This window comes from Clostridium sartagoforme, assembly GCF_004794105.1.
Classification (GTDB): Bacteria; Bacillota; Clostridia; order Clostridiales; family Clostridiaceae; genus Clostridium; species Clostridium sartagoforme_B.
Map to the genome: position 1 here is coordinate 1 of NZ_SRYR01000008.1, position 19,638 is coordinate 19,638.

17 protein-coding genes and 2 tRNA genes are annotated in these 19,638 nt (G+C 28.1%); 3 read left to right on the top strand and 16 right to left on the bottom strand.

The window, feature by feature from the left end; translation table 11 throughout:
• Positions 1 to 2: 2 nt before the first annotated feature.
• The 5 genes from E5347_RS12680 to rph all read right to left on the bottom strand — a co-directional run bounded on the left by E5347_RS12680 (position 3) and on the right by rph (position 2,164).
• Positions 3 to 76 (bottom strand) — tRNA-Gly (locus E5347_RS12680).
• 15 nt (positions 77 to 91) lie between these two features.
• A tRNA-Pro gene (locus tag E5347_RS12685) sits at positions 92 to 167 on the bottom strand.
• A gap of 147 nt (positions 168 to 314) precedes the next feature.
• Positions 315 to 794 carry a metallophosphoesterase gene (locus E5347_RS12690; protein WP_136007600.1) on the bottom strand — a complete coding sequence of 160 codons (480 nt, stop codon included), beginning with the start codon at positions 792 to 794 and terminating at the stop codon, positions 315 to 317.
• Positions 795 to 803: 9 nt separating this feature from the next.
• The gene (locus tag E5347_RS12695; protein ID WP_136007601.1) at positions 804 to 1,415 is read right to left on the bottom strand and encodes an XTP/dITP diphosphatase; all 612 of its coding nucleotides are present in this window, start codon (positions 1,413 to 1,415) and stop codon (positions 804 to 806) included.
• 2 nt (positions 1,416 to 1,417) lie between these two features.
• Positions 1,418 to 2,164: a ribonuclease PH gene (gene rph / locus E5347_RS12700; protein ID WP_136007602.1), complete on the bottom strand. Its 747-nt coding sequence runs from the start codon at positions 2,162 to 2,164 to the stop codon at positions 1,418 to 1,420.
• A 96-nt stretch (positions 2,165 to 2,260) separates the two neighbouring features.
• Between rph and E5347_RS12705 the strand changes: the two genes are divergently transcribed.
• A complete protein-coding gene (locus E5347_RS12705; RefSeq protein WP_136007603.1) occupies positions 2,261 to 3,817 on the top strand; it encodes a hypothetical protein in 1,557 nt (518 codons plus the stop codon).
• A gap of 152 nt (positions 3,818 to 3,969) precedes the next feature.
• Here the strand turns inward: E5347_RS12705 and E5347_RS12710 are convergent, their stop codons facing one another.
• Complete coding sequence (locus E5347_RS12710; RefSeq protein ID WP_136007604.1) at positions 3,970 to 5,484, bottom strand: ABC transporter substrate-binding protein; 1,515 nt, start codon at positions 5,482 to 5,484, stop codon at positions 3,970 to 3,972.
• A 156-nt stretch (positions 5,485 to 5,640) separates the two neighbouring features.
• Between E5347_RS12710 and E5347_RS12715 the strand changes: the two genes are divergently transcribed.
• Positions 5,641 to 5,907 carry a Vpu gene (locus E5347_RS12715; protein WP_136007605.1) on the top strand — a complete coding sequence of 89 codons (267 nt, stop codon included), beginning with the start codon at positions 5,641 to 5,643 and terminating at the stop codon, positions 5,905 to 5,907.
• A gap of 114 nt (positions 5,908 to 6,021) precedes the next feature.
• On the opposite strand, the gene E5347_RS12720 is transcribed toward E5347_RS12715, so the two are convergent.
• The 3 genes from E5347_RS12720 to E5347_RS12730 form a co-directional block, all read right to left on the bottom strand.
• The gene (locus E5347_RS12720) at positions 6,022 to 8,166 is read right to left on the bottom strand and encodes a sensor histidine kinase (RefSeq protein ID WP_136007606.1); all 2,145 of its coding nucleotides are present in this window, start codon (positions 8,164 to 8,166) and stop codon (positions 6,022 to 6,024) included.
• Complete coding sequence (locus E5347_RS12725) at positions 8,141 to 8,842, bottom strand: response regulator transcription factor (RefSeq protein WP_136007607.1); 702 nt, start codon at positions 8,840 to 8,842, stop codon at positions 8,141 to 8,143. Before E5347_RS12725 ends, E5347_RS12720 begins: the two co-directional genes overlap by 26 nt.
• A 111-nt stretch (positions 8,843 to 8,953) precedes the next feature.
• Positions 8,954 to 9,256: a thioredoxin family protein gene (locus E5347_RS12730; RefSeq protein WP_136007608.1), complete on the bottom strand. Its 303-nt coding sequence runs from the start codon at positions 9,254 to 9,256 to the stop codon at positions 8,954 to 8,956.
• A 296-nt stretch (positions 9,257 to 9,552) separates the two neighbouring features.
• On the opposite strand from E5347_RS12730, the gene E5347_RS12735 reads away from it, so the two are divergent.
• Entirely contained in the window at positions 9,553 to 10,266 is a 714-nt protein-coding gene (locus tag E5347_RS12735) for a superoxide dismutase (RefSeq protein ID WP_136007609.1), read from the top strand.
• A gap of 143 nt (positions 10,267 to 10,409) precedes the next feature.
• Here the strand turns inward: E5347_RS12735 and E5347_RS12740 are convergent, their stop codons facing one another.
• The 7 genes from E5347_RS12740 to E5347_RS12770 all read right to left on the bottom strand — a co-directional run bounded on the left by E5347_RS12740 (position 10,410) and on the right by E5347_RS12770 (position 19,348).
• Entirely contained in the window at positions 10,410 to 11,519 is a 1,110-nt protein-coding gene (locus E5347_RS12740; protein ID WP_136007610.1) for an ABC transporter ATP-binding protein, read from the bottom strand.
• 351 nt (positions 11,520 to 11,870) lie between these two features.
• Positions 11,871 to 13,949 (bottom strand): HelD family protein, encoded by a 2,079-nt coding sequence (locus tag E5347_RS12745; protein WP_136007700.1) that lies wholly within the window; start codon positions 13,947 to 13,949, stop codon positions 11,871 to 11,873.
• Positions 13,950 to 14,056: 107 nt separating this feature from the next.
• Entirely contained in the window at positions 14,057 to 15,976 is a 1,920-nt protein-coding gene (gene ftsH / locus E5347_RS12750; protein ID WP_136007611.1) for an ATP-dependent zinc metalloprotease FtsH, read from the bottom strand.
• A gap of 21 nt (positions 15,977 to 15,997) precedes the next feature.
• A complete protein-coding gene (lepB, locus tag E5347_RS12755) occupies positions 15,998 to 16,531 on the bottom strand; it encodes a signal peptidase I (protein ID WP_136007612.1) in 534 nt (177 codons plus the stop codon).
• A complete protein-coding gene (locus E5347_RS12760) occupies positions 16,531 to 16,755 on the bottom strand; it encodes a DUF3006 domain-containing protein (protein WP_136007613.1) in 225 nt (74 codons plus the stop codon). Before E5347_RS12760 ends, lepB begins: the two co-directional genes overlap by 1 nt.
• Positions 16,756 to 17,149: 394 nt before the next feature.
• Positions 17,150 to 18,442, bottom strand: coding sequence for a diaminopimelate decarboxylase (gene lysA / locus E5347_RS12765; protein WP_136007614.1), 1,293 nt, complete (start codon positions 18,440 to 18,442; stop codon positions 17,150 to 17,152).
• Positions 18,443 to 18,670: 228 nt separating this feature from the next.
• Positions 18,671 to 19,348 carry a hydrolase gene (locus E5347_RS12770; RefSeq protein ID WP_136007615.1) on the bottom strand — a complete coding sequence of 226 codons (678 nt, stop codon included), beginning with the start codon at positions 19,346 to 19,348 and terminating at the stop codon, positions 18,671 to 18,673.
• Between the last annotated feature and the right edge of the window lie 290 nt (positions 19,349 to 19,638).

Genomic DNA, 19,638 nt, shown 5'->3' on the forward strand with positions numbered 1-19,638 from the left:
AATGGAGCGGGTGATGAGAATCGAACTCACGTAACTTGCTTGGAAGGCAAGGGCTCTACCATTGAGCTACACCCGCATATTAGGTTAAAAATGGTCGGGGTGACAGGGATTGAACCTGCGACCTCATGGTCCCAAACCACGCGCGCTCCCATCTGCGCCACACCCCGAAACACTAACATCTCTCAGCGACAATGTTTATTCTACAATAGGAATGGCAATCCGTCAATATATTTTTTAAAAAACTTTGTATAAATTTAATGCCATAATATAGCAACAATATATTGATGGATTGCAATTATAGTTATCATCTTATATTAAGCTAATTCTATTAAATATATATTGGGCATTTTCCCTTCAGTTAACTCTATAAATCCCATAGTTTTCTTAGCACCACCAAAAGGTAATGCTATACTTCCAGGATTCATTAATGTCATATTTTCTAAATTGCTTACCATAGCCCTATGAGAATGTCCGAAAAGTACTATATCAGCTTCTACTTCTTTTCCCTTATAGAAAATACTATTATATTCACTTTTTACATTATACATATGCCCATGAGTAACAAAGATCTTAGTTCCAACAAAGTCTAATATCCTTTCATTAGGATATTTATTGCTTATATCGCAATTTCCTCTAACAGCATATACTTCACCATTAAAGTCTTTTTCTAATAACTTCGTATCTTCTGCTCCATCTCCACAGTGAATTAATACATCTACATCAGAAAGGTATTTCTTTACCAGCTTAATAGATGAAGCATCATAATGAGAATCACTTATTACAGCTATTTTCATTTTTGCCTCCTAAATTAAACCTTCTAATATTTTAGCAGCCTTTTGTAGTGCTACTCCCCTATGAGATATCTTATTTTTTTCTTCCATACTTATTTCAGCCAAAGTCTTATTAAAAGGTTCATATAAGAATAACGGATCATATCCAAATCCACCTTCCCCATATTCCTCTTCTAATATTATTCCATCAACATATCCCTTTACATTGAAATATTCATTTTTATCAGTTACTAAAGCTAACTCACATACAAATCTAGCTTTTCTATCTTCTCTTTTTACTCCACTTAACTTATTAAGAAGTTTTTCATTGTTCTTTTTATCATTTCCATGTTCCCCTGCATATCTTGCTGAGAAAACTCCAGGTTCTCCATTTAAGTAATCTACTTCTAACCCTGAATCATCTGACATAACAATAAAATCTTTTTCGCCTCTTCCTATAAGCTCTTTATAAATTTCTACACTTTTCTTTTTAGCATTTTCTTCAAAAGTTAAGCCATCTTCTTCTACATCTATATCTATTCCCATGTCCTTCAAAGATAATACTTCAATTGGAAACTTTTCTAATAGCCTTTTTATTTCTACTATTTTGCCCTTATTATTGCTTGCTAATACTAACCTCTTCATATTTAATTTCCCCCAGTACCTATCCATAACGCATCCATCTTCAATGCATCCTTTTGTAATTGTGTCATTTGCTTAATTCCTTTTTGAGCTAAATCTAATAATTCATTTAATTCAGCCCTATTAAAAGGTGCTTCTTCTCCTGTACCTTGAATTTCTATAAATTCACCCTCATCAGTTGCTATAATATTCATATCTACCTTTGCTTTAGAGTCTTCTTCATAACAAAGATCAAGTATCTTCTCATCATTTAATACTCCAACACTTGTGGCACTAACAAATTTTCTGATAGGATATACATTAAACGGTTTTTCCTTATGAAGTTTATTCACTGCATCTACTAAAGCAACAAAAGCTCCAGTAATAGATGTGGTTCTAGTTCCTCCATCTGCTTGAATAACATCACAGTCTATCCAAATTGTTTTTTCGCCTAATGCCTTTAGGTCCATAACAGATCTTAATGCTCTACCTATTAATCTTTGTATTTCCATAGTTCTTCCGTCTATCTTAAGTTTTGCTATATCCCTAACTTTTCTAGTACCAGTTGACCTTGGAAGCATATTATACTCTGCTGTAATCCATCCTTCTCCCTGACCTTTAAGGAAAGGAGGTACTTTATCCTCAATAGAAGCTGTACATATTACCTTAGTATCTCCAACCTCTATCAAAACAGACCCTTCTGCATATTTTGTGTACCCTCTAGTTATCTTTGTACTTCTTACTTGATCGTTTTTTCTTCCATCTATTCTCATAATTCAGCCTCCACTCTTAATATTATTAAAAATTATGCACTATTTTAACATTAAACTCATATTATTAATATAAGGATTAATGAAGAGGTGACAATTTTGCGATATATTGGACCATATTTTAGAATGAATAAATTATCTTATAAAGAGGTTAATGGCCAACTTTTCCACTTATCAAAAGAAGCCATTAGAACCTTAGTTCTAGAATCAAAATGTGGATTAGTAGATTCAATTAAAAATTATAAAAAACTATCATCCAACTTTGATATTACCACATCTAGCAACTTTTCTCCACTACTATGTATATATAGAAAATCTTCTCCTAATTATATTCATAGTAAAAATTATAATGGTTTTGATGAGGAATCCTTTAAAAAAGATATCTCACCAATAACTAATGCTTTATTGACTACTAGTGTACTTAATTTATCTACTTATTATTCTCGTTTTAAAGGTATAGATGAGAAATTATATTCATACTCAAAAGCTTATAAAACTTTAGCAAAAAATCAATTGAAATTTTATTCTCAAAATTTACGTAGTAATGAGGGAGTTTTTATTGAAAAAAGAAACCTATCAGAAAATAACTATAAGGGTTTTAACTTAGTAGATAAAAATAATAAATTTAGATTTTCAGACCAAGCCTTTATGATGGTCTCATATAATTTATATTCAATGATGTATGAAGAAGATGATTTATCTGAAGACTATAAGAAATTCTCATTAGAAATTCTGCAAACACTTATTGAGTTTAAAGAAAAAATATACGACTCTTCCTTTGAAGAAATATGTAAAGTCTTGACTGCAATAAACATGTTTTATAGCAATTCAAAAAATAAAGATGCTCAAGTACTTATAATAGACCTAACTGACTTTTTAATTAATAAATTTGATGATAAAGATTATTACGTAGAATCCTTGGACTATACATCTCTTTTCTCAATAAATTTAATCTTATCTTATAAAAATACTAATATAATTACATTTAAAGATAAATCAAAAGAAATAAACAGTAAATTATCCTCTTTATATGATGAAGAGAAGGAAGTATTTCTCAAGCTTACTAGTAAAAAAGAATTAAAATATTCTTGTTTTGATATAGTATTTTACTTTTTGGCTATCTATATTTATTCAAAAGAAGATGATAGAGAAAATGAATATAAATCCATGATATCATCACTATATAAAAAATACTTTATAGGTTCAGGTTTAATTACTTCTTGGCCTGATGCACCAACTTTAGATGAAGCTGAAAGATATAGAGGCTTAACCTTTAGTTCATCTGATATGCTTGATGAGGGTTTCTTCAGAACTACAACTACACCAACCCCATCTAGTTTAGGTGTTGCTCCTATATTTAGACGAAACATATCTTACTCTAAAAAGAAGAATACATTTTCTAATTCAAGTTCTTCTTTTGATAGCTTTAAAAACTTATTCATTTATCAATTAATTATTTTTCTTTTTAGAGATGACTTTCTTAAAGAAGTTAGTTTAATAAAATTAGAGGCACCTTTAAGAAGTTCAGAAAAATCTTCTTCTAATGATACTGATATAAATATTGAATCATCACTTAAAGTTCAAGAAAATGAGGATGATAGAATCGAAGAAGAAAATTTAAGTAATGAAGATTTATCTAATTCAGAAGAAATTTAAAGGGGCTGTTGCACAAACAGCCCAAATTAAGAATTAAAAATTAAAAATGAAGAATTATTGATGTAATTCTTACAGAATTACTAAAATTAATTTCTTTTCAAAACTCCTTCGGGAGTTTTTTCATTAATTTTTCATTATTCATTCTTAATTTTTCATTGTGCGACAGCACCATTTTCTATTTTACTAAAGTCTATATTTCCATTTCCATCTAAGCTCATATTTTTAAACTTTTTATTAACAGCAACATTATCATTATAGAAAAATAATGGCAATATCTTATATTGATTAAATAACTCATCCTCAATACTTAAAAAATTTTCTAGTCTTTCACCTTCAGTTTTCAATGAAATAAACTTTTCTCTTCTTTCTCCATCTAAAAACTTCACTAAATCATTATATATTGATACTTCATCTGTTAATGATAGATTTCCACTAATCAAAGCCATATCATAATAATTTTCTTGATTTATTTTTTCTAATTCAGATAGCTTTACCAAATCATAAATCAACTGTATATCAGTGTTATTTTCAAACCATTTTACTAAATATTCAGAAATCTCTTTGTTTTCGCTACTTTCTTCTGCTATAAGATGTATAATTTCAGGCTTCTCCCACTCCGTTTCACCTACACTCATAACTTTTCTAGCCTGTAATTTTGATAAATCATCTTTATCAGATCTAAAGTAGCTCCCTTCAGCTAGCTCCATGTACAAACTGTTATTTAATTGATAACTTTCAAAAGCTTTATTAAATAGCTTATATATTTCCTTTCTTCCTTCTAGTTGTAACCTATCATCCTTGGAATTAAATGCTAGATACATAGCCTTATTGGCTTTTAAGTTTATTAATCTCCCCTCATCATTTAGTCTGTTAAGCTGACTCTTAGGTGGATTAATAACTATATCCCTTTCTCCTATCTCAAAGGCTGCCATAGCAACCTCTTCCCCCTCATCAATTATTACTTTAATATTACTTACAATATTTAAATTTATGTAATCATTCTTCTTTAAATTAATTTCAGATAGGGACATATTAGCAATTGTATAATTACCTGAATATATTAATGAATTATAGTTATTATTAATATCTTCCCATAACAATACATTCTTTCTTAATCTATATTGGGACATAGTAAGCTCCTCAATAAATTTATCATCCTTAGAGTTTAACCTAAAAACTATATTATTTTCTCCATAACTAATTCCTACATCCTTTGAAAATGACCCACTTCCCCCTCTATACGCCTTAGCTCCATATACATTTAATAAAGCATAGATATTTTCTTCATCTTCTTCAGTTAATATTTCCCTAAAAAATGTTGCTATGTCTGAAGGAGTTATCTTAGTACCATCACTCCAGTATATATCATCACGCAATTTAAAATCATATTCTAAACCATCATCTTTAACTTCAACACTCTCAGATAAAGATGGTGATATTTCATTATTAGAGTTTAACTCAACTAGCCCTCTACTAGTTGCATTAACTACATCTTGCATCCTCTTATCTAAACTACCAACTGATTTAAGGTTATAGTTTATTTCTGGTATTGAGTAGACAAAGTCCTTTCCACTCTCTTTTTTCTGTGGTTCTGCAACATCTATAAATACTATTAAAAATAGAATTAAGCATAATGCTAACACTATAGTAGTTATAATTTTCTTCATAATATGCTTCTCCTTATATTTAATATCCTTTAAAATTATATCCACATAGATAAGTTAGTAATCATCATATATAAAAAAATTGACTTTTTAAATTTATACTTAATAATATTATTTGTGCTATAATATTTTTATATAGTGTTTCTGGAGGATGAGTTTATGGATTTAGCAGTTAAAATTTTTCAAATAGTTTTTTACAGCATTGGTGCTTTATTTATGCTGACCTTTGCTATTATAGGTGTATGGGCTTTTATAATTTTTAATAAATACTACAAAACTAAAAGAATAGAAAATTATCTTTTAGAAAAAATCTATCAAGCTATAAATCAAATTACATATAAGAATAATAGTTCTCTTAACGAAAACACTGATGAAGATTTACTTGGCTTAGATAATTTACTAGATGAAAATGCAGATAATGAATAACTTATAATGAATAATGGATAATTCATAATTGATAATTAAGGTTGCAATTTGTTCCAAATTGCTAAAAAAATAAGAAAACTCTATTTTGAGTTTTCTTATTTTTATTTCTAATCTTTATTTTTTGAATTTGGTGCTTACCTTAAATAAGTCACCATCTATTTCAATTTTAAATTCCCCGCCTTGAAGTTCTACAATACTTTTTGCTATTGAAAGACCTAGTCCTGAACCTTCTGTAGTTCTTGATTGATCTCCTCTTTTAAATCTTTCAACTATTTCTTCTGTTGTAAAATCAATTTGATATGCTGAGATATTTTTCATAACAACAGTAGCGTAGTTTTCATCATTTATTATTTCAATATAAACCCTTGAATTTTTCATGGAGTACTTAATTATATTATTTACTAAATTTTCATAAACCCTATAAGTTTTTCTTCCATCTAAATATAGCATTACTTTTTCTTCAGGCCATTTAGTTACTACATTTAAATCTGCTTTTGAAATCTTTTCTTCTAATTCACCTAAAACTTGTCTTAATAAAGAAGTTATATTTAAATCTTCTTTTTTAAAGTTCATATTTCCAGAAGCTGCTTTTGAAGCTTCAAATAAATCTTCTATTAATACTTTTAGCCTTTTTGCCTTCATCTCTAAAACTTCAATATATCTAGCTTTCTTTTCATCGCTTACATCTTCTTTAAGTAAATCAATATAATTAATTATTGAAGTTAGTGGTGTTTTTAAATCATGAGAAACATTAGTAATTAATTCACTCTTCATCTTCTCACTAACAACAGCCTTTTCTATAGCATCTTTTAACCCATCTTCTATAGTAATAAGATTATTTTCTATACTTTTTAACATTACTGTCTTACTTTCATTCTTATTATTATAATTTCCCTTAGATATCTCAAGAACTTTCAAATCCAGCTTACTGGCATCAAGAATGAATACTATAAAAATAATCACTGTCACTATTGTATAAAAAGCTAAAAATATACCAGCAGCAATTTCATACATATACCACCATGAATTTTTATATACCCATAATGAAATCAATGCAAGTATAGACATTATAACAATAAAAGATATTTTAAATTTGTTACTTTTTATAAAGTTTGTACTCTTAGTATTATTCTTTATTAATTTATATATCTTAAAAATAAATATTTTACCTAATTGTCTTCTTCCTTCTAATATTAAAATTACATCTTTAATTAAATAAAAATCTAAAACTATTAATGGTATAACATAGATAATGCCATTAACACTATATTCATCAAAACTAAAATATGGAATTATATTGAAAATTAGATTTTTTATAGAGTTTATACTGTGAATAAAAATTATTGCTCTAATATCTATAGGAACTTTAATATATAGCTTTTCTATTATAGTCATTTCACTATCTTTTCTTTTTTTATAAAGAATATATACTATAGCCAATGTAAGTATTGCATATACTGATGATTTCAATCCGTTTTTATACAGTGATTTAACTGCCACATCTCTCTGTTCCCATACATCGTATAAATAATCTCCTTTTACAGGCTTCTTAGGAAATCTATAAAACCTAAGTGTTTCCTTGTCACTATAATTCAGTGAATTATATAATTTTTCTAATCCACTAGAATACTTCTCCTTATTTACACTAGGATCTTCAGCTGGGAAATAAACATAATAATACTTATTATCCTTTATAAACTCTTCACTATTTATTTTATTTTCAATATCATTATCATTGATATTAGTTATTATATCTCCACTACTATCTTTAAAGAAAAACTCTAAATTTATATTATTACTTAATAAATATTGAAAATTATTTTTAGCGCTATAAAATAAATCATCTACATAGCTTTCATCACTTAATATTATTTTCTTTGCTTCCTCTATGAGCTTATTTATTTCTTCTTCTGGTAAGTTATCTGCTTTTCCATCTTCTCTTATACTTTTTTCTGATAATTTCACCTCTTCTTCCTGTCTTCTTTTATATTCTTCTACTTGCTTTTTATAGACATCTTCTTTCTTATTTCCATCAATATCCTTATAATTTTTACTATACTCAGCTATTACACTGTCATAATACTGAATATTACTTATTAGCGAATGATCAATTAAATAACTACTACCATAATCTCTTTCTAGCCTACTATATTCTGTAATAGTCTTTTTCAATGAAATAGCAAAACATATAACTAAAGTAACTAGTGCTATTATCCCCAAATCTTTGATAATCTTATTTTTTGTCGACTTTGTATCCAATTCCCCACACCACCTTTAAATATTGAGGATTTCTAGGGTCTACCTCTATCTTTTCCCTTATCCTCCTAATATGGACAGTTACTGTGTCTACATTATAAGGTGCTTCGTTCCAAACTCTTTCATAGATCTCTTCTATAGAAAATACCCTACCTAGATTACTCATTAATAAGCTTAAGATCTTAAATTCTAATGGAGTTAGTTTAACTTCTTTATTATCTACAGTTACGCTTTTACTTTCCTTGTCTAATTCTAAAGCTCCTACTGTAATTATGTTGTCATTATTATTTAAGCTATTTAATGATGAGAATCTAGTATATCTTCTAATTTGAGAATTTACTCTAGCAATAAGCTCTAAAGGATTAAAAGGCTTTGTTAAATAATCATCTGCCCCTAAATTTAGTCCTAGTATAATATCAGAGTCCTCAGACTTAGCTGATAACATTATTATTGGTATCTCCTTTTCCTTTCTTATTTCCATAGTTGCTCTAGTACCATTAAGATTAGGCATCATTATATCCATAATTACTAAATGGATATCTTCCTTTCTTATAGTAGCTAATGCTTCCATTCCATCATAAGCTACAAATACCTTATATCCTTCATTTAAAAGATATATTTCTATTGCTTCGGTTATTTCCTTATCATCATCTACCACTAAGATATTATAATTATTCATATATACTCCCCTATTAACTGTAGTTTTTAAATGTAGTTCAAGTAACTTCCTATACTGATGATATTAAATTAAATAAGTTACAAAGTTTATATCAAAATTCTTAAGGAATTCTTAAAAAACCATATTGTAATATCTATCTATAGAATTTTTAAACTCTAAAATGTCAAAATATCTTCCAAATCTTAATACTTCTTTACCATCTACAAATAAAATTAATATTGGTAATGTAAAAACATCATACTTTGCTGATATTTCTTTATTTTCAACTGCATTTATTTCTAAGAAATCAATTTTTTCATAATCTTTAATAAGTCTCTTAACTTTATCTCTAATTACATCACATGCTCCACAAATAGATCCACTAAAGTAAACTATACTTATTAAATTATCCTTCACATATTTTTCTACATCCATCTCTGAATTTCCTCCAAAAACAATCTATTATTCAATTGATAACTTTTATCTATAATCTTATAAAATTTTAGATTAAAGCATTTTTAATTAAATTATCTTAATTGAAATTATAAACCTTTAAATTTTATATAAGTTATTAAGATACCTATCTATCTAAAATATTTCTAACTTAGAAAGTAACTTTATATAATGTAGATTCTTTCTTACAACTTATATACTTATTTTATTATAACATTTTTAGTATTTATTAATAAATTTTCTTCCAATTGTAAAGACTAATAAAGGAGGTGTATTTTATGAAGAAAAAATATTCAATACTTTTATTAGCAACTTTATCTATAGTTACTTTTATAGCTTTAATCCCTACTATCTCTGCAAAGAGTAGTAACTTAAGTGATTCACAGTTTGAACTTAAGCCATTACCCTATGCTTATGATGCCCTTGAGCCATATATAGATAAAGAAACAATGATGCTTCATCATGATAAGCATGAAAAAGCATATTTAGATAATCTTAATAAAGCTATTTCTAAATATCCTGAACTATATAAGATTGGTATAGAAGGAATGCTAAAAGATTTAAACTCAGTTCCTGAAGATATAAGGGAAACTGTAAAAAATAATGCTGGAGGAGTTTATAACCACGAATTTTTCTGGTCAATAATGTCTCCTGAACAAAATCAAACTCCAGCTGGAGATTTGTTAAAGGCAATAAATAAGGATTTCCAATCCTTTGATAATTTCAAGGCTAAATTTAAAGAAGCTGCTTTAGGACGCTTTGGATCAGGTTGGGCTTTCCTTGTTAAAGATAAGGATGGAAAACTATCTATTATTTCTACAGCTAATCAAGACTCACCTATTTCTCAAGGCTTAACCCCTATATTAGGTATAGATGTATGGGAACATGCTTATTATCTAAAATATCAAAATAGAAGAGGGGATTATATAGATAATTGGTGGAATGTAGTTAATTGGAAGCAAGCAGAAAATAATTATTCAGATAAAAAATAGATAATATAGAATTGCTAAAAGCCAAGTACTTTATATCTTATAAGGATTTTATTCCTTATTGGCTTTAGATTATAGTATAAAGTAGAAATTTATAATAAAAATTTGCATTTAAATAGGGCTACCTTACAGTAGCCCTATTATCACTAAAATATAGTATTTTGTTCTTCTTTATCAAAAATATGAATCTTACTAGCATCAAATCCAAATTCTATAGTATCTCCTATAGCATAATTTGCTGCTGTTCTAGACTTAATAATAAAGTTTGCATTATCCTTTTTAATATGAATATAAGTTTCTGATCCTAAATTTTCAGTTAAATCAACTTGTCCAGTAACTTTTACTACTCCTGGCTTTTCTAATTCTTCTTTAGTGTAATAGATATTTTCTGGTCTAACTCCAACTATAACTTCTATATTCTCAGCATTTTTCTCTTTAATCTTTTTAACCTTATCTTCAGGTATTTCTAAAAGCTTATCAAACACCTTTACATAATGTTTTCCATCCTTAACTAATGTTTGTCCATAAGTCATATTCATTTGAGGACTTCCTATAAACCCAGCAACAAAAAGATTTGCAGGATGGTTATATATTTCATCAGGAGATGCAACTTGTTGTACCACTCCATCTTGCATAACTACTATTCTTGTACCTAATGTCATGGCTTCAGTTTGGTCATGAGTTACATATATAAATGTTGTTTTTAATTCATTATATAGCTTAGATATTTCTATTCTCATTTGAACTCTTAACTTAGCATCAAGGTTTGATAAAGGCTCGTCCATTAGGAATACTTTAGGATTTCTAACTATAGCTCTTCCCATAGCTACTCTTTGTCTTTGTCCTCCAGATAAAGCCTTTGGTTTTCTATCTAAAAGATGTTCTATATCTAATATCTTAGCTGCTTCTCTAACTTTTTCTTCTATTTCTTGCTTTGGTAGCTTTCTTAATTTTAATCCAAATGCCATATTTTCAAATACAGTCATATGAGGATATAAAGCATAGTTTTGGAATACCATAGCTATATCTCTATCTTTAGGTGCCACATCATTAACTAGATTATCACCTATGTATAATTCTCCTTCTGATATCTCTTCAAGACCTGCAATCATTCTTAAAGTTGTAGACTTACCACAACCTGAAGGTCCAACAAAAACTATAAATTCCTTATCTTCAATATCTAAATTAAAATCCTTAACTGCCTCAAATCCATTATCATATATTTTTTTAATACCTTTTAATTTTAAACCTGCCATATTTATCTCTCCTTTTACTTATCATAATAATTTAATAAACCTACCTTGTTTATCGTTTTCAATCATGATTTAATTATAACTTTCTATAACTAATATGCAATTGTTTTCATAATATCTTAGTTTATTTCCTTATATTGAATAATAAATTGACAGTTTTTTTGTGCATTTTTACAAATAGATATTTAGAATCATTTCTGCTATTGTTTTAATGACTTAAAAGAAAATACTTTTTTATTCTTTATTAATAATTTATCAAGTTCAGAGTGATAGTTAACTTAACAATTCACCTAATAAAAAGAGGGCTGTTACACAATATTTGTGTAGCAGCCCAAATTTTAATAGTTTCTAAGATTATCTTACCTTCACTACAGATAATCTATGAAGAGCTCTTGTACTCATAATATACTTAATTAAATTATCAGTATTTTCATCAAAATCTACAATTATAACGCCATCAAATTCTAAACCCTTAGCATAGTATGAAGGCACCATAACTTTTCCACCTCTATATACTATATCTGAATTATTAAATGCTAATATCTTAGTATATTTTTTTATTTCAGGTGCTATTCTATTTAACTCTTCCTTATCCTTAGTAATAACAGCTATATTTTCATACTTTTCTTCTTGGTAATCTTCTAATAAGTTTAATATAACATCTACTAGCTCTTCCATATTATCTTTTGGAACTGTAGTTTCTAATACATCAAACTCACCTTTTCTTACGAATGGAACTACTGCATTTTCGTCTAATAACTTACTTGCATAATCCATTATTTGATAAGTAGATCTATAACTCTTTTTAAGTTCAAATAATTCAAAGAACCCACCAAAGATTTCTTTAAGTCTAAGCATTGCAGGCACTTCTTCAGCTTTTACTAACCTTTGATTTGAATCTCCAACAATAGTATAACTTCTGCAGCCTGTTAGTTCTTTTATAACTATAAATTGAAGCATATTATAATCTTGAGCCTCATCAATAACTACATGTTTTATTTCATAATTAGATTTCTTACCATCAAGCTTTATCATTAGATATAAAATACCAGCTAAATCTAGATAAGATAGCTTATCAATTTCTAAAGCTTTCTTATATATATCAACTATAGATTCATTTTCTATCCACTCTTCAATTTGAGATTTAACCTTCATCACTTCTCTTACAACATCTCTTATAGCAAGTCTTCTTCTAAATTCAATGTTATTTTCCTCAATTTGAAGATCTTCTGGAGATAAAGCTTCTCTTTCTTCTTTTGCTTTTAAATTTATTGCTCTTACTGCATCATCTCTTTTATCTTTTAACTTTGAAACTAATATTCTTTTTACCTTTTGGCTTCTTCTAAATATAGGCATATACTTATAATGAATATTAAATAACTCTTCAATTTCTTCTCTAGATACAATTTCTTCATTTAAGAAATTAACTGGTCTTAAGTTAAAGTAACATTCTTCTATTTCATTTGCCTTTTTATCTAGGAATTCTATAAATTCATTAGATGATTTATATTTAATTTCATCTATAATCTTTTCATTTCCTTTTAGAACTTCTTCTAAATAAGATGTAATATCTGAAACTTCCTCTTGCAAGTTAATTTCTTTATATGCAAAAGATAAGAAGGTTTCATTTTTAACTGCTGTTTCACCTAAATTAGGTAATACTTCTGAAATATAATCCATGAAAATATCATTAGGACCTAAAATTAGAACTTTATCAGTTAATTGATTTCTGTAATTATATAAAAGGTAGGCAATTCTATGAAGTGCAATAGTTGTTTTTCCTGAACCTGCTACTCCATTAACTACTATCGCCTTACTTCTATCAGCTCTTATAATTTCATCTTGCTCTTTTTGTATAGTATTAACTATATCCTTTAATTTTTCCCCTGATTTAGATGATAATACCATTTGTAATATTTCATCTTGAATATTAATATCTGAGTCGAAGAATCCTTCAAGCTTAGCCTTCTTTACCATTAGCTGTCTTCTTCCTATTATATCTACAGGTATCTCTCCATTAGGTGTTTTATAAGAAGTCTTTCCTAACATTCCCTTATAAAATAATGAAGCTACTGGTGCTCTCCAGTCAACTACTGCTGGATCATAGCTACCTTCAGGTGTTAATCCATATCTACCTATATATAAACTTTCAGCTATATCATCATCAATAAAGTTTACCTTACCAAAGTAAGGTGATTCTTTAAGCTTAACAAATTCTCCCAGCTTTCTATCAATAGTTTTATAACTTTCTTCTTTAATATATCTTTCGTGATCAAAATACTCTATAAGCTTATCTTCATCATCTCTATATTCTTCAATATATTTCTTTCTATAATCTAATATATAATCAGCTATAGCTTTTCTCTTTTCTATATAATTTAAAGTTTCCTGATTTAATATATCTAAAGTCTTTTGTAAATTTTCTTCTTCCATTAATAATTCTATTCTATCCAAGGTTCTATCCCCCTTATCTATTTACCAAAGAAAGAGTGTAGCAAAATTATGCACACTCTCTCTTAGTATTGACTAACTTTTAAATTTTAGACTTCTATAATATCCTCTTCTTTTTTATCCTTATCAGAATCTACTCTTTTACCTTTTTTCAGTCTAAGCTCCGGATATTTTTCAAATACAAATTCCATAAACTCATCACCAAAAATTGTTTCTTTTTCTAATAGGTATTCAGAGATTTTATCTAATAAATCCCTATTTTCTCTTAAAAGCTTTCTAGTATTTTCATGACAAGTTCTAATTATGCTAAGAATCTCTTCATCTATTAATGTAGATGTTTGATCACTACATTCTCTAACTGCTCTTCCATCTAAATATCTATTTTGTACTGACTCTAAAGCCATCATATCAAACTTATCTGTCATACCATAGATTGTTACCATGCTTCTAGCAGTTTGAGTAGCTCTTTCTATATCATTAGATGCACCAGTTGAAACTAAGTTAAATACTTCTTCCTCTGCTGATCTACCACCTAACATAACCATTATTTGATTAGTTAGTTCTTCCTTAGAAACTAAATATTTTTCTTCTTCAGGAAGTTGCATTGTATATCCTAAAGCTCCCATAGTTCTTGGAACTATAGTTATTTTATGAACAGGATCAGTATTATCTAAAAGAGCTGCTACAAGGGCATGCCCAACTTCATGGAAAGCAACTATTCTCTTTTCTAAAGTAGATAATATTCTATCCTTCTTTTCTTTACCTGCAATTATTACTTCAACAGCTTCTCTTAAATCTTCTTGCATTACAAATTCTCTGCCATTTTTAACAGCAGCTAAGGCACCTTCATTAACTATATTAGCTAAATCTGCACCTACAGCACCAGGAGTACTCTTTGCAATTTCCTCTAGACTTACATCATCACCAAGCTTTACTCCCTTAGAGTGTACTTTTAGTATATCTATTCTTCCCTTTAAATCTGGTCTATCTACTATTACTCTTCTATCAAATCTACCTGGTCTTAACAATGCCTTATCTAATATTTCTGGTCTATTAGTTGCAGCTAAAACTACTATAGCCTTTGTAGAATCAAAACCATCCATTTGAGTTAATAATTGATTTAAAGTTTGTTCTCTTTCATCATTAGTTTGAAGCTGAGAATCTCTACTTTTACCTATAGAATCTACTTCGTCTATAAATATTATACAAGGAGCATTTTTTTCTGCTTCTTGGAATAAATCTCTAACCTTAGCTGCTCCCATTCCAGCAAACATTTCAACAAAGTTTGAACCTGAAATTGATAAAAATGGTACATTAGCTTCCCCTGCAACTGCTTTTGCAAGTAAAGTCTTTCCTGTTCCAGGAGGCCCAACTAATAAGGCACCCTTAGGTAACTTTGCTCCTATATCTATGTATTTTTCTGCATGATTTAAATAATCTATTATCTCCTTTAATGACTCTTTAGCCTCATCTTGACCTGCAACATCATTAAATGTAATTTTTATATCATTTTCCTTATAGACCTTAGCATTGCTTTTTCCCATGCCCATCATAGGTCCACCCATGCTCATTTTCTTTCCAAGTCTTCCAAATACAAATCTAAAAATACTAAATAATATTAAAGGCATTATGACCCAATTAAAAATAAAATCAGACATAAAGTTACTTTGAATTGGTTCTGCCTTATAATCTACCCCTGCTTCATTTAGTAAATTTATTAAATTAGGATCTTCCACATTACCTGTATATAGTAATTTCCTTCTATTTGATTTTTCATCCTCATCTTCTTTAGGTAAAATTTTTATTTCCCCTGATGATATAATTACACTTTCTACTTGATCTTCTTGTATCATAGAAAGAAATTTATTATACGTTATTTCATCTGTTGTCATAAAATTCTTAGTTGAAGTAAATGCATATAAAAATAAAAACGCTAAAATTATATACAACATACTACTATTTTGCTTTTTTCCGTTATTGTTATTTTCTTCAGTATTTTTGTTATTCATATTTCTTCCTTTCTATATTCTCTACTTTATCCTTCCTATTTCACTAAAAGGATATACTTTTATTTGAGCTTTTCCACTTATATCTTCTCCATCGATATAAGGGTTAATCCAATATCTTGAATCCTTTGACCAAAGCCTATTATCCCCTAAGAAGAAATATTTACTTTCTGGAACTTCATATTCCCCATTAAAATTATCTGCTGTTCCTATATAATCTTCTTTTAAAACTTCTCCATTAACTGAAACTATTCCATTTTCAATTTTAATCTTATCTCCAGGTAGACCTATTAATCTCTTTATTAAATCTGCTTGAAGCTCTTCTGAATAAAATACTACAATATCTCCTCTTTTTAAATTATCTAAGTCATAAACTCTTGTTACAAATAGCCTATCATCAACATTTAACGTAGGTACCATAGATTCTGATGGAATTATAACTTTAAATAATAAAAATTTATTTATAAGAAATGCTATTATAATTGCAGAAATTATTGGAATTCCCCATTCACTAATAAAACTTTTTTTAGTTACTTCTTCTTTTTCATCAATTTCCATTAATCCTCCCACAATCCTTTCAATAAATTATTTATTTCTTCATTTCTTTTTTTAGTCTCTTCTTCATCTATAAAATATAGGTCATCCTTTTTATAAAGAACCTTACCCTCTTTTAAATCACCTTTTACATTTATAATCTCTACGTTAATTATATTCTCTTCGTTATCTTCTAATACTGCATAACTACCTTCTATTCTATCTACTGTATAAAACACCTTTTTCATCCCAATACCAATAATCACCTCTCTTTTTTTAGCTTATATTATAGTATAACATATTTACAATAATTTTAAATAGACTAAAAATTAAAATACTATTATATAAGTTGATTGTATAATTGCCTAATTGAACTATCTTACATATTAAGGAACTTAATAGAATATAAAAAAACTATTGCAACTTATATATGATTCATAATTTATAAATAAAAAAGAGTTGTCGCAAAACAACAACCCTTTAGCAATTAATAATTAACAATTAACAGTTAACAATTGTGGATGTAATTCCTTCGGAATTACTTAAATTAAATTTAATTTCTAAAACTCCTGTGGAGTTTTTTCATTAATTACACATTATCAATTCTAATCCTCCTGGGGAGTTCTTCATCAATTATGCATTCTAAATCTCGTCTTTTACTAAATCTTCGTAAGTTTGTCTCTTAGAAACTATTCTTGCTTCTCCATTTCTAACAAAGACTACAGCTGGCTTTAATATTCTATTATATCCACTTGCCATTGAGAATCCATAAGCTCCTGTAGATAAAACAGCTAATATATCTCCACCTTCTGCTTTCTGAATTTCTATATCATTAATTAATATATCTCCAGACTCACAGCATTTTCCTGCTACTGTAACCTTGTCATTAGCAGGTGAATCTGCTTTGTTTGCTATAAAGGCTTCATACTTTGCACCATAAAGAGCAGGTCTTATATTATCAGTCATACCACCATCTACAGCTACATACTTTCTTATTTCTGGTATTTCTTTAATTGATCCTACTGTATATAAAGTTGTTCCTGAATTTGCTACTATAGATCTACCTGGTTCAATTGTTAATATAGGTCTTTTTAAATTTAATTCCCTGCAAACTTCATCAACTCTATCTAAAATAACATTACAATAATCTTCAATTGACTTTGGCTTATCTCCTTCAGAATAATATATTCCAAAGCCACCACCTAAATCTAATTCTTCTATTAAATGTCCAGTTTCTTGCTTTATTTCGTTTATAAACTTTAACATAACTTCTGCAGCATCTCTAAAAGGTTCTGTTTCAAATATTTGAGATCCTATATGGCAGTGTAATCCCACCAAATTAACACTTTCTAAAGATAACCCTTGCTTTACCGCCTCTAAGATTATGTTTCCAACAGGCGCAAATCCAAACTTAGAATCAATTTGACCTGTCTTTATATAATCATGAGTATGAGCTTCTATTCCAGGTGTTAATCTTAAATATATATCTTGCTTCTTATTATATTTTTCTGCCACTTCATTTATCTTAGACATTTCCCATAAATTATCTACAACAAATCTTCCTATTCCTAATTTAATTCCTAATTCTATTTCATCTAATGTTTTGTTATTTCCATGAAAATATATCTTATCCATAGGGAAATTAGCCTTATATGCAGTATATAGCTCTCCACCTGAAACTACATCTAAGTATAAACCTTCTCTATCAATAAGTTTACACATTTCTACAGTTAAAAAAGCCTTTCCCGCAAAAGCAACTCTATTTTTTTCTTCTTTAGCCCTAAATGCATTTATATAGCCCCTGCAATTATCTAACAAAAGTTGTTCATCCATGACATATAATGGAGTTCCAAACTCCTTGGCAAGGCTAGTAGCCTTGACCCCTCCAATATACAAATCACTTCCTTCTATCTTGCTCGCCCCAAATAACTTCATAAAACAACCTCCAATTTTTTATTTTATATAAAAGTATTTAATATAAATTCATATCTTAACTGCTTTTAGCACGAAATATATTCTAATAAAATATATAATCTTTTTTACAACTTATACAATAAAACCACTATGGAATTCCATAGTGGTATCTTAACTTAAAAGTTTAATTATATATATATTATTATACACCATTTTCAGAATTATTCTATAATTATAAAAATTTATTTTCTAATTTTCCCCTCTATATTTATCCATTAAATCACCCATAATATCTCCTGATAGTGGTGGTGTATAAGTGATAGCATTAGCTCCTGCTTCAATAGTTCTCATTATACTTTCTTGAGTTGGACCTCCAGTTGCAATAATAGGGAAGGTAGGAAACTCTTCTCTTATCTTTCTTACTATTGCAGGTGTATGTTTACCACCTGATACATTAAGTATAGTAGCTCCAGCTGCAATTCTTTCTGAAATGTTTTCACATTCAGATACTATTGTAACTATTACAGGTATATCTATTACTTCTCTAACATTTTCTATTATTTCATTTGATGTAGGTGCATTTACCACTACTCCCATGGCTCCTTTAAATTCTGCATCTAAGGCTAAGTTAACTACTCTTTTTCCTTGAGTGATTCCACCACCTACTCCACAAAATACTGGTACATCTGCAGCCATAACTAAAGCTTGAGTTATAATTGGTTGAGGAGTAAAGGGATACACTGCTATAATAGCATCAGCATTTGTATTTTTTATAATTGCTACATCTGTAGTGAATAATATAGATTTAATTCTCTTACCAAAAATTTTAATTCCACTACACTCTCTAATACAAGAAGGCACTTCAATTACATGGCTTCTTAATGTGCCTTTTATCTCTGGTACTTGTTTAATTCTCTTTCCATCCATATAAAACTCCTCCTATTTATCTTTATAAATTCTGATTTTTTAATTATAATAATATTATACTACTTTTATATTTCTTTAAGGTATACATAACTAAATTATTTTATAAAATTGTACTAGTATAATCAATACAATTTTCAAAAAAATTTTTTCCAATTAATAATGTATATCATTATGATATTAAAAAGCTTTAGTTAATATAATATAAAGTAGAATACTAAAATTAAATACCTAGTTATTTAATTTCTTATATAAATTAAAAACTGTCCTGTTACTCACACATTATAGTATAA

Excerpts from the sequence above, each read along its gene's own strand:
- E5347_RS12690 (WP_136007600.1), bottom strand. The coding sequence starts at position 794 with ATGAAAATAGCTGTAATAAGTGATTCTCATTATGATGCTTCATCTATT.
- E5347_RS12695 (WP_136007601.1), bottom strand. The coding sequence starts at position 1,415 with ATGAAGAGGTTAGTATTAGCAAGCAATAATAAGGGCAAAATAGTAGAA.
- rph (WP_136007602.1), bottom strand. The coding sequence starts at position 2,164 with ATGAGAATAGATGGAAGAAAAAACGATCAAGTAAGAAGTACAAAGATA.
- E5347_RS12710 (WP_136007604.1), bottom strand. The coding sequence starts at position 5,484 with ATGAAGAAAATTATAACTACTATAGTGTTAGCATTATGCTTAATTCTA.
- E5347_RS12715 (WP_136007605.1), top strand. The coding sequence starts at position 5,641 with ATGGATTTAGCAGTTAAAATTTTTCAAATAGTTTTTTACAGCATTGGT.
- E5347_RS12725 (WP_136007607.1), bottom strand. The coding sequence starts at position 8,842 with ATGAATAATTATAATATCTTAGTGGTAGATGATGATAAGGAAATAACC.
- E5347_RS12730 (WP_136007608.1), bottom strand. The coding sequence starts at position 9,256 with ATGGATGTAGAAAAATATGTGAAGGATAATTTAATAAGTATAGTTTAC.
- E5347_RS12735 (WP_136007609.1), top strand. The coding sequence starts at position 9,553 with ATGAAGAAAAAATATTCAATACTTTTATTAGCAACTTTATCTATAGTT.
- E5347_RS12740 (WP_136007610.1), bottom strand. The coding sequence starts at position 11,519 with ATGGCAGGTTTAAAATTAAAAGGTATTAAAAAAATATATGATAATGGA.
- E5347_RS12745 (WP_136007700.1), bottom strand. The coding sequence starts at position 13,949 with ATGGAAGAAGAAAATTTACAAAAGACTTTAGATATATTAAATCAGGAA.
- ftsH (WP_136007611.1), bottom strand. The coding sequence starts at position 15,976 with ATGAATAACAAAAATACTGAAGAAAATAACAATAACGGAAAAAAGCAA.
- lepB (WP_136007612.1), bottom strand. The coding sequence starts at position 16,531 with ATGGAAATTGATGAAAAAGAAGAAGTAACTAAAAAAAGTTTTATTAGT.
- E5347_RS12760 (WP_136007613.1), bottom strand. The coding sequence starts at position 16,755 with ATGAAAAAGGTGTTTTATACAGTAGATAGAATAGAAGGTAGTTATGCA.
- lysA (WP_136007614.1), bottom strand. The coding sequence starts at position 18,442 with ATGAAGTTATTTGGGGCGAGCAAGATAGAAGGAAGTGATTTGTATATT.
- E5347_RS12770 (WP_136007615.1), bottom strand. The coding sequence starts at position 19,348 with ATGGATGGAAAGAGAATTAAACAAGTACCAGAGATAAAAGGCACATTA.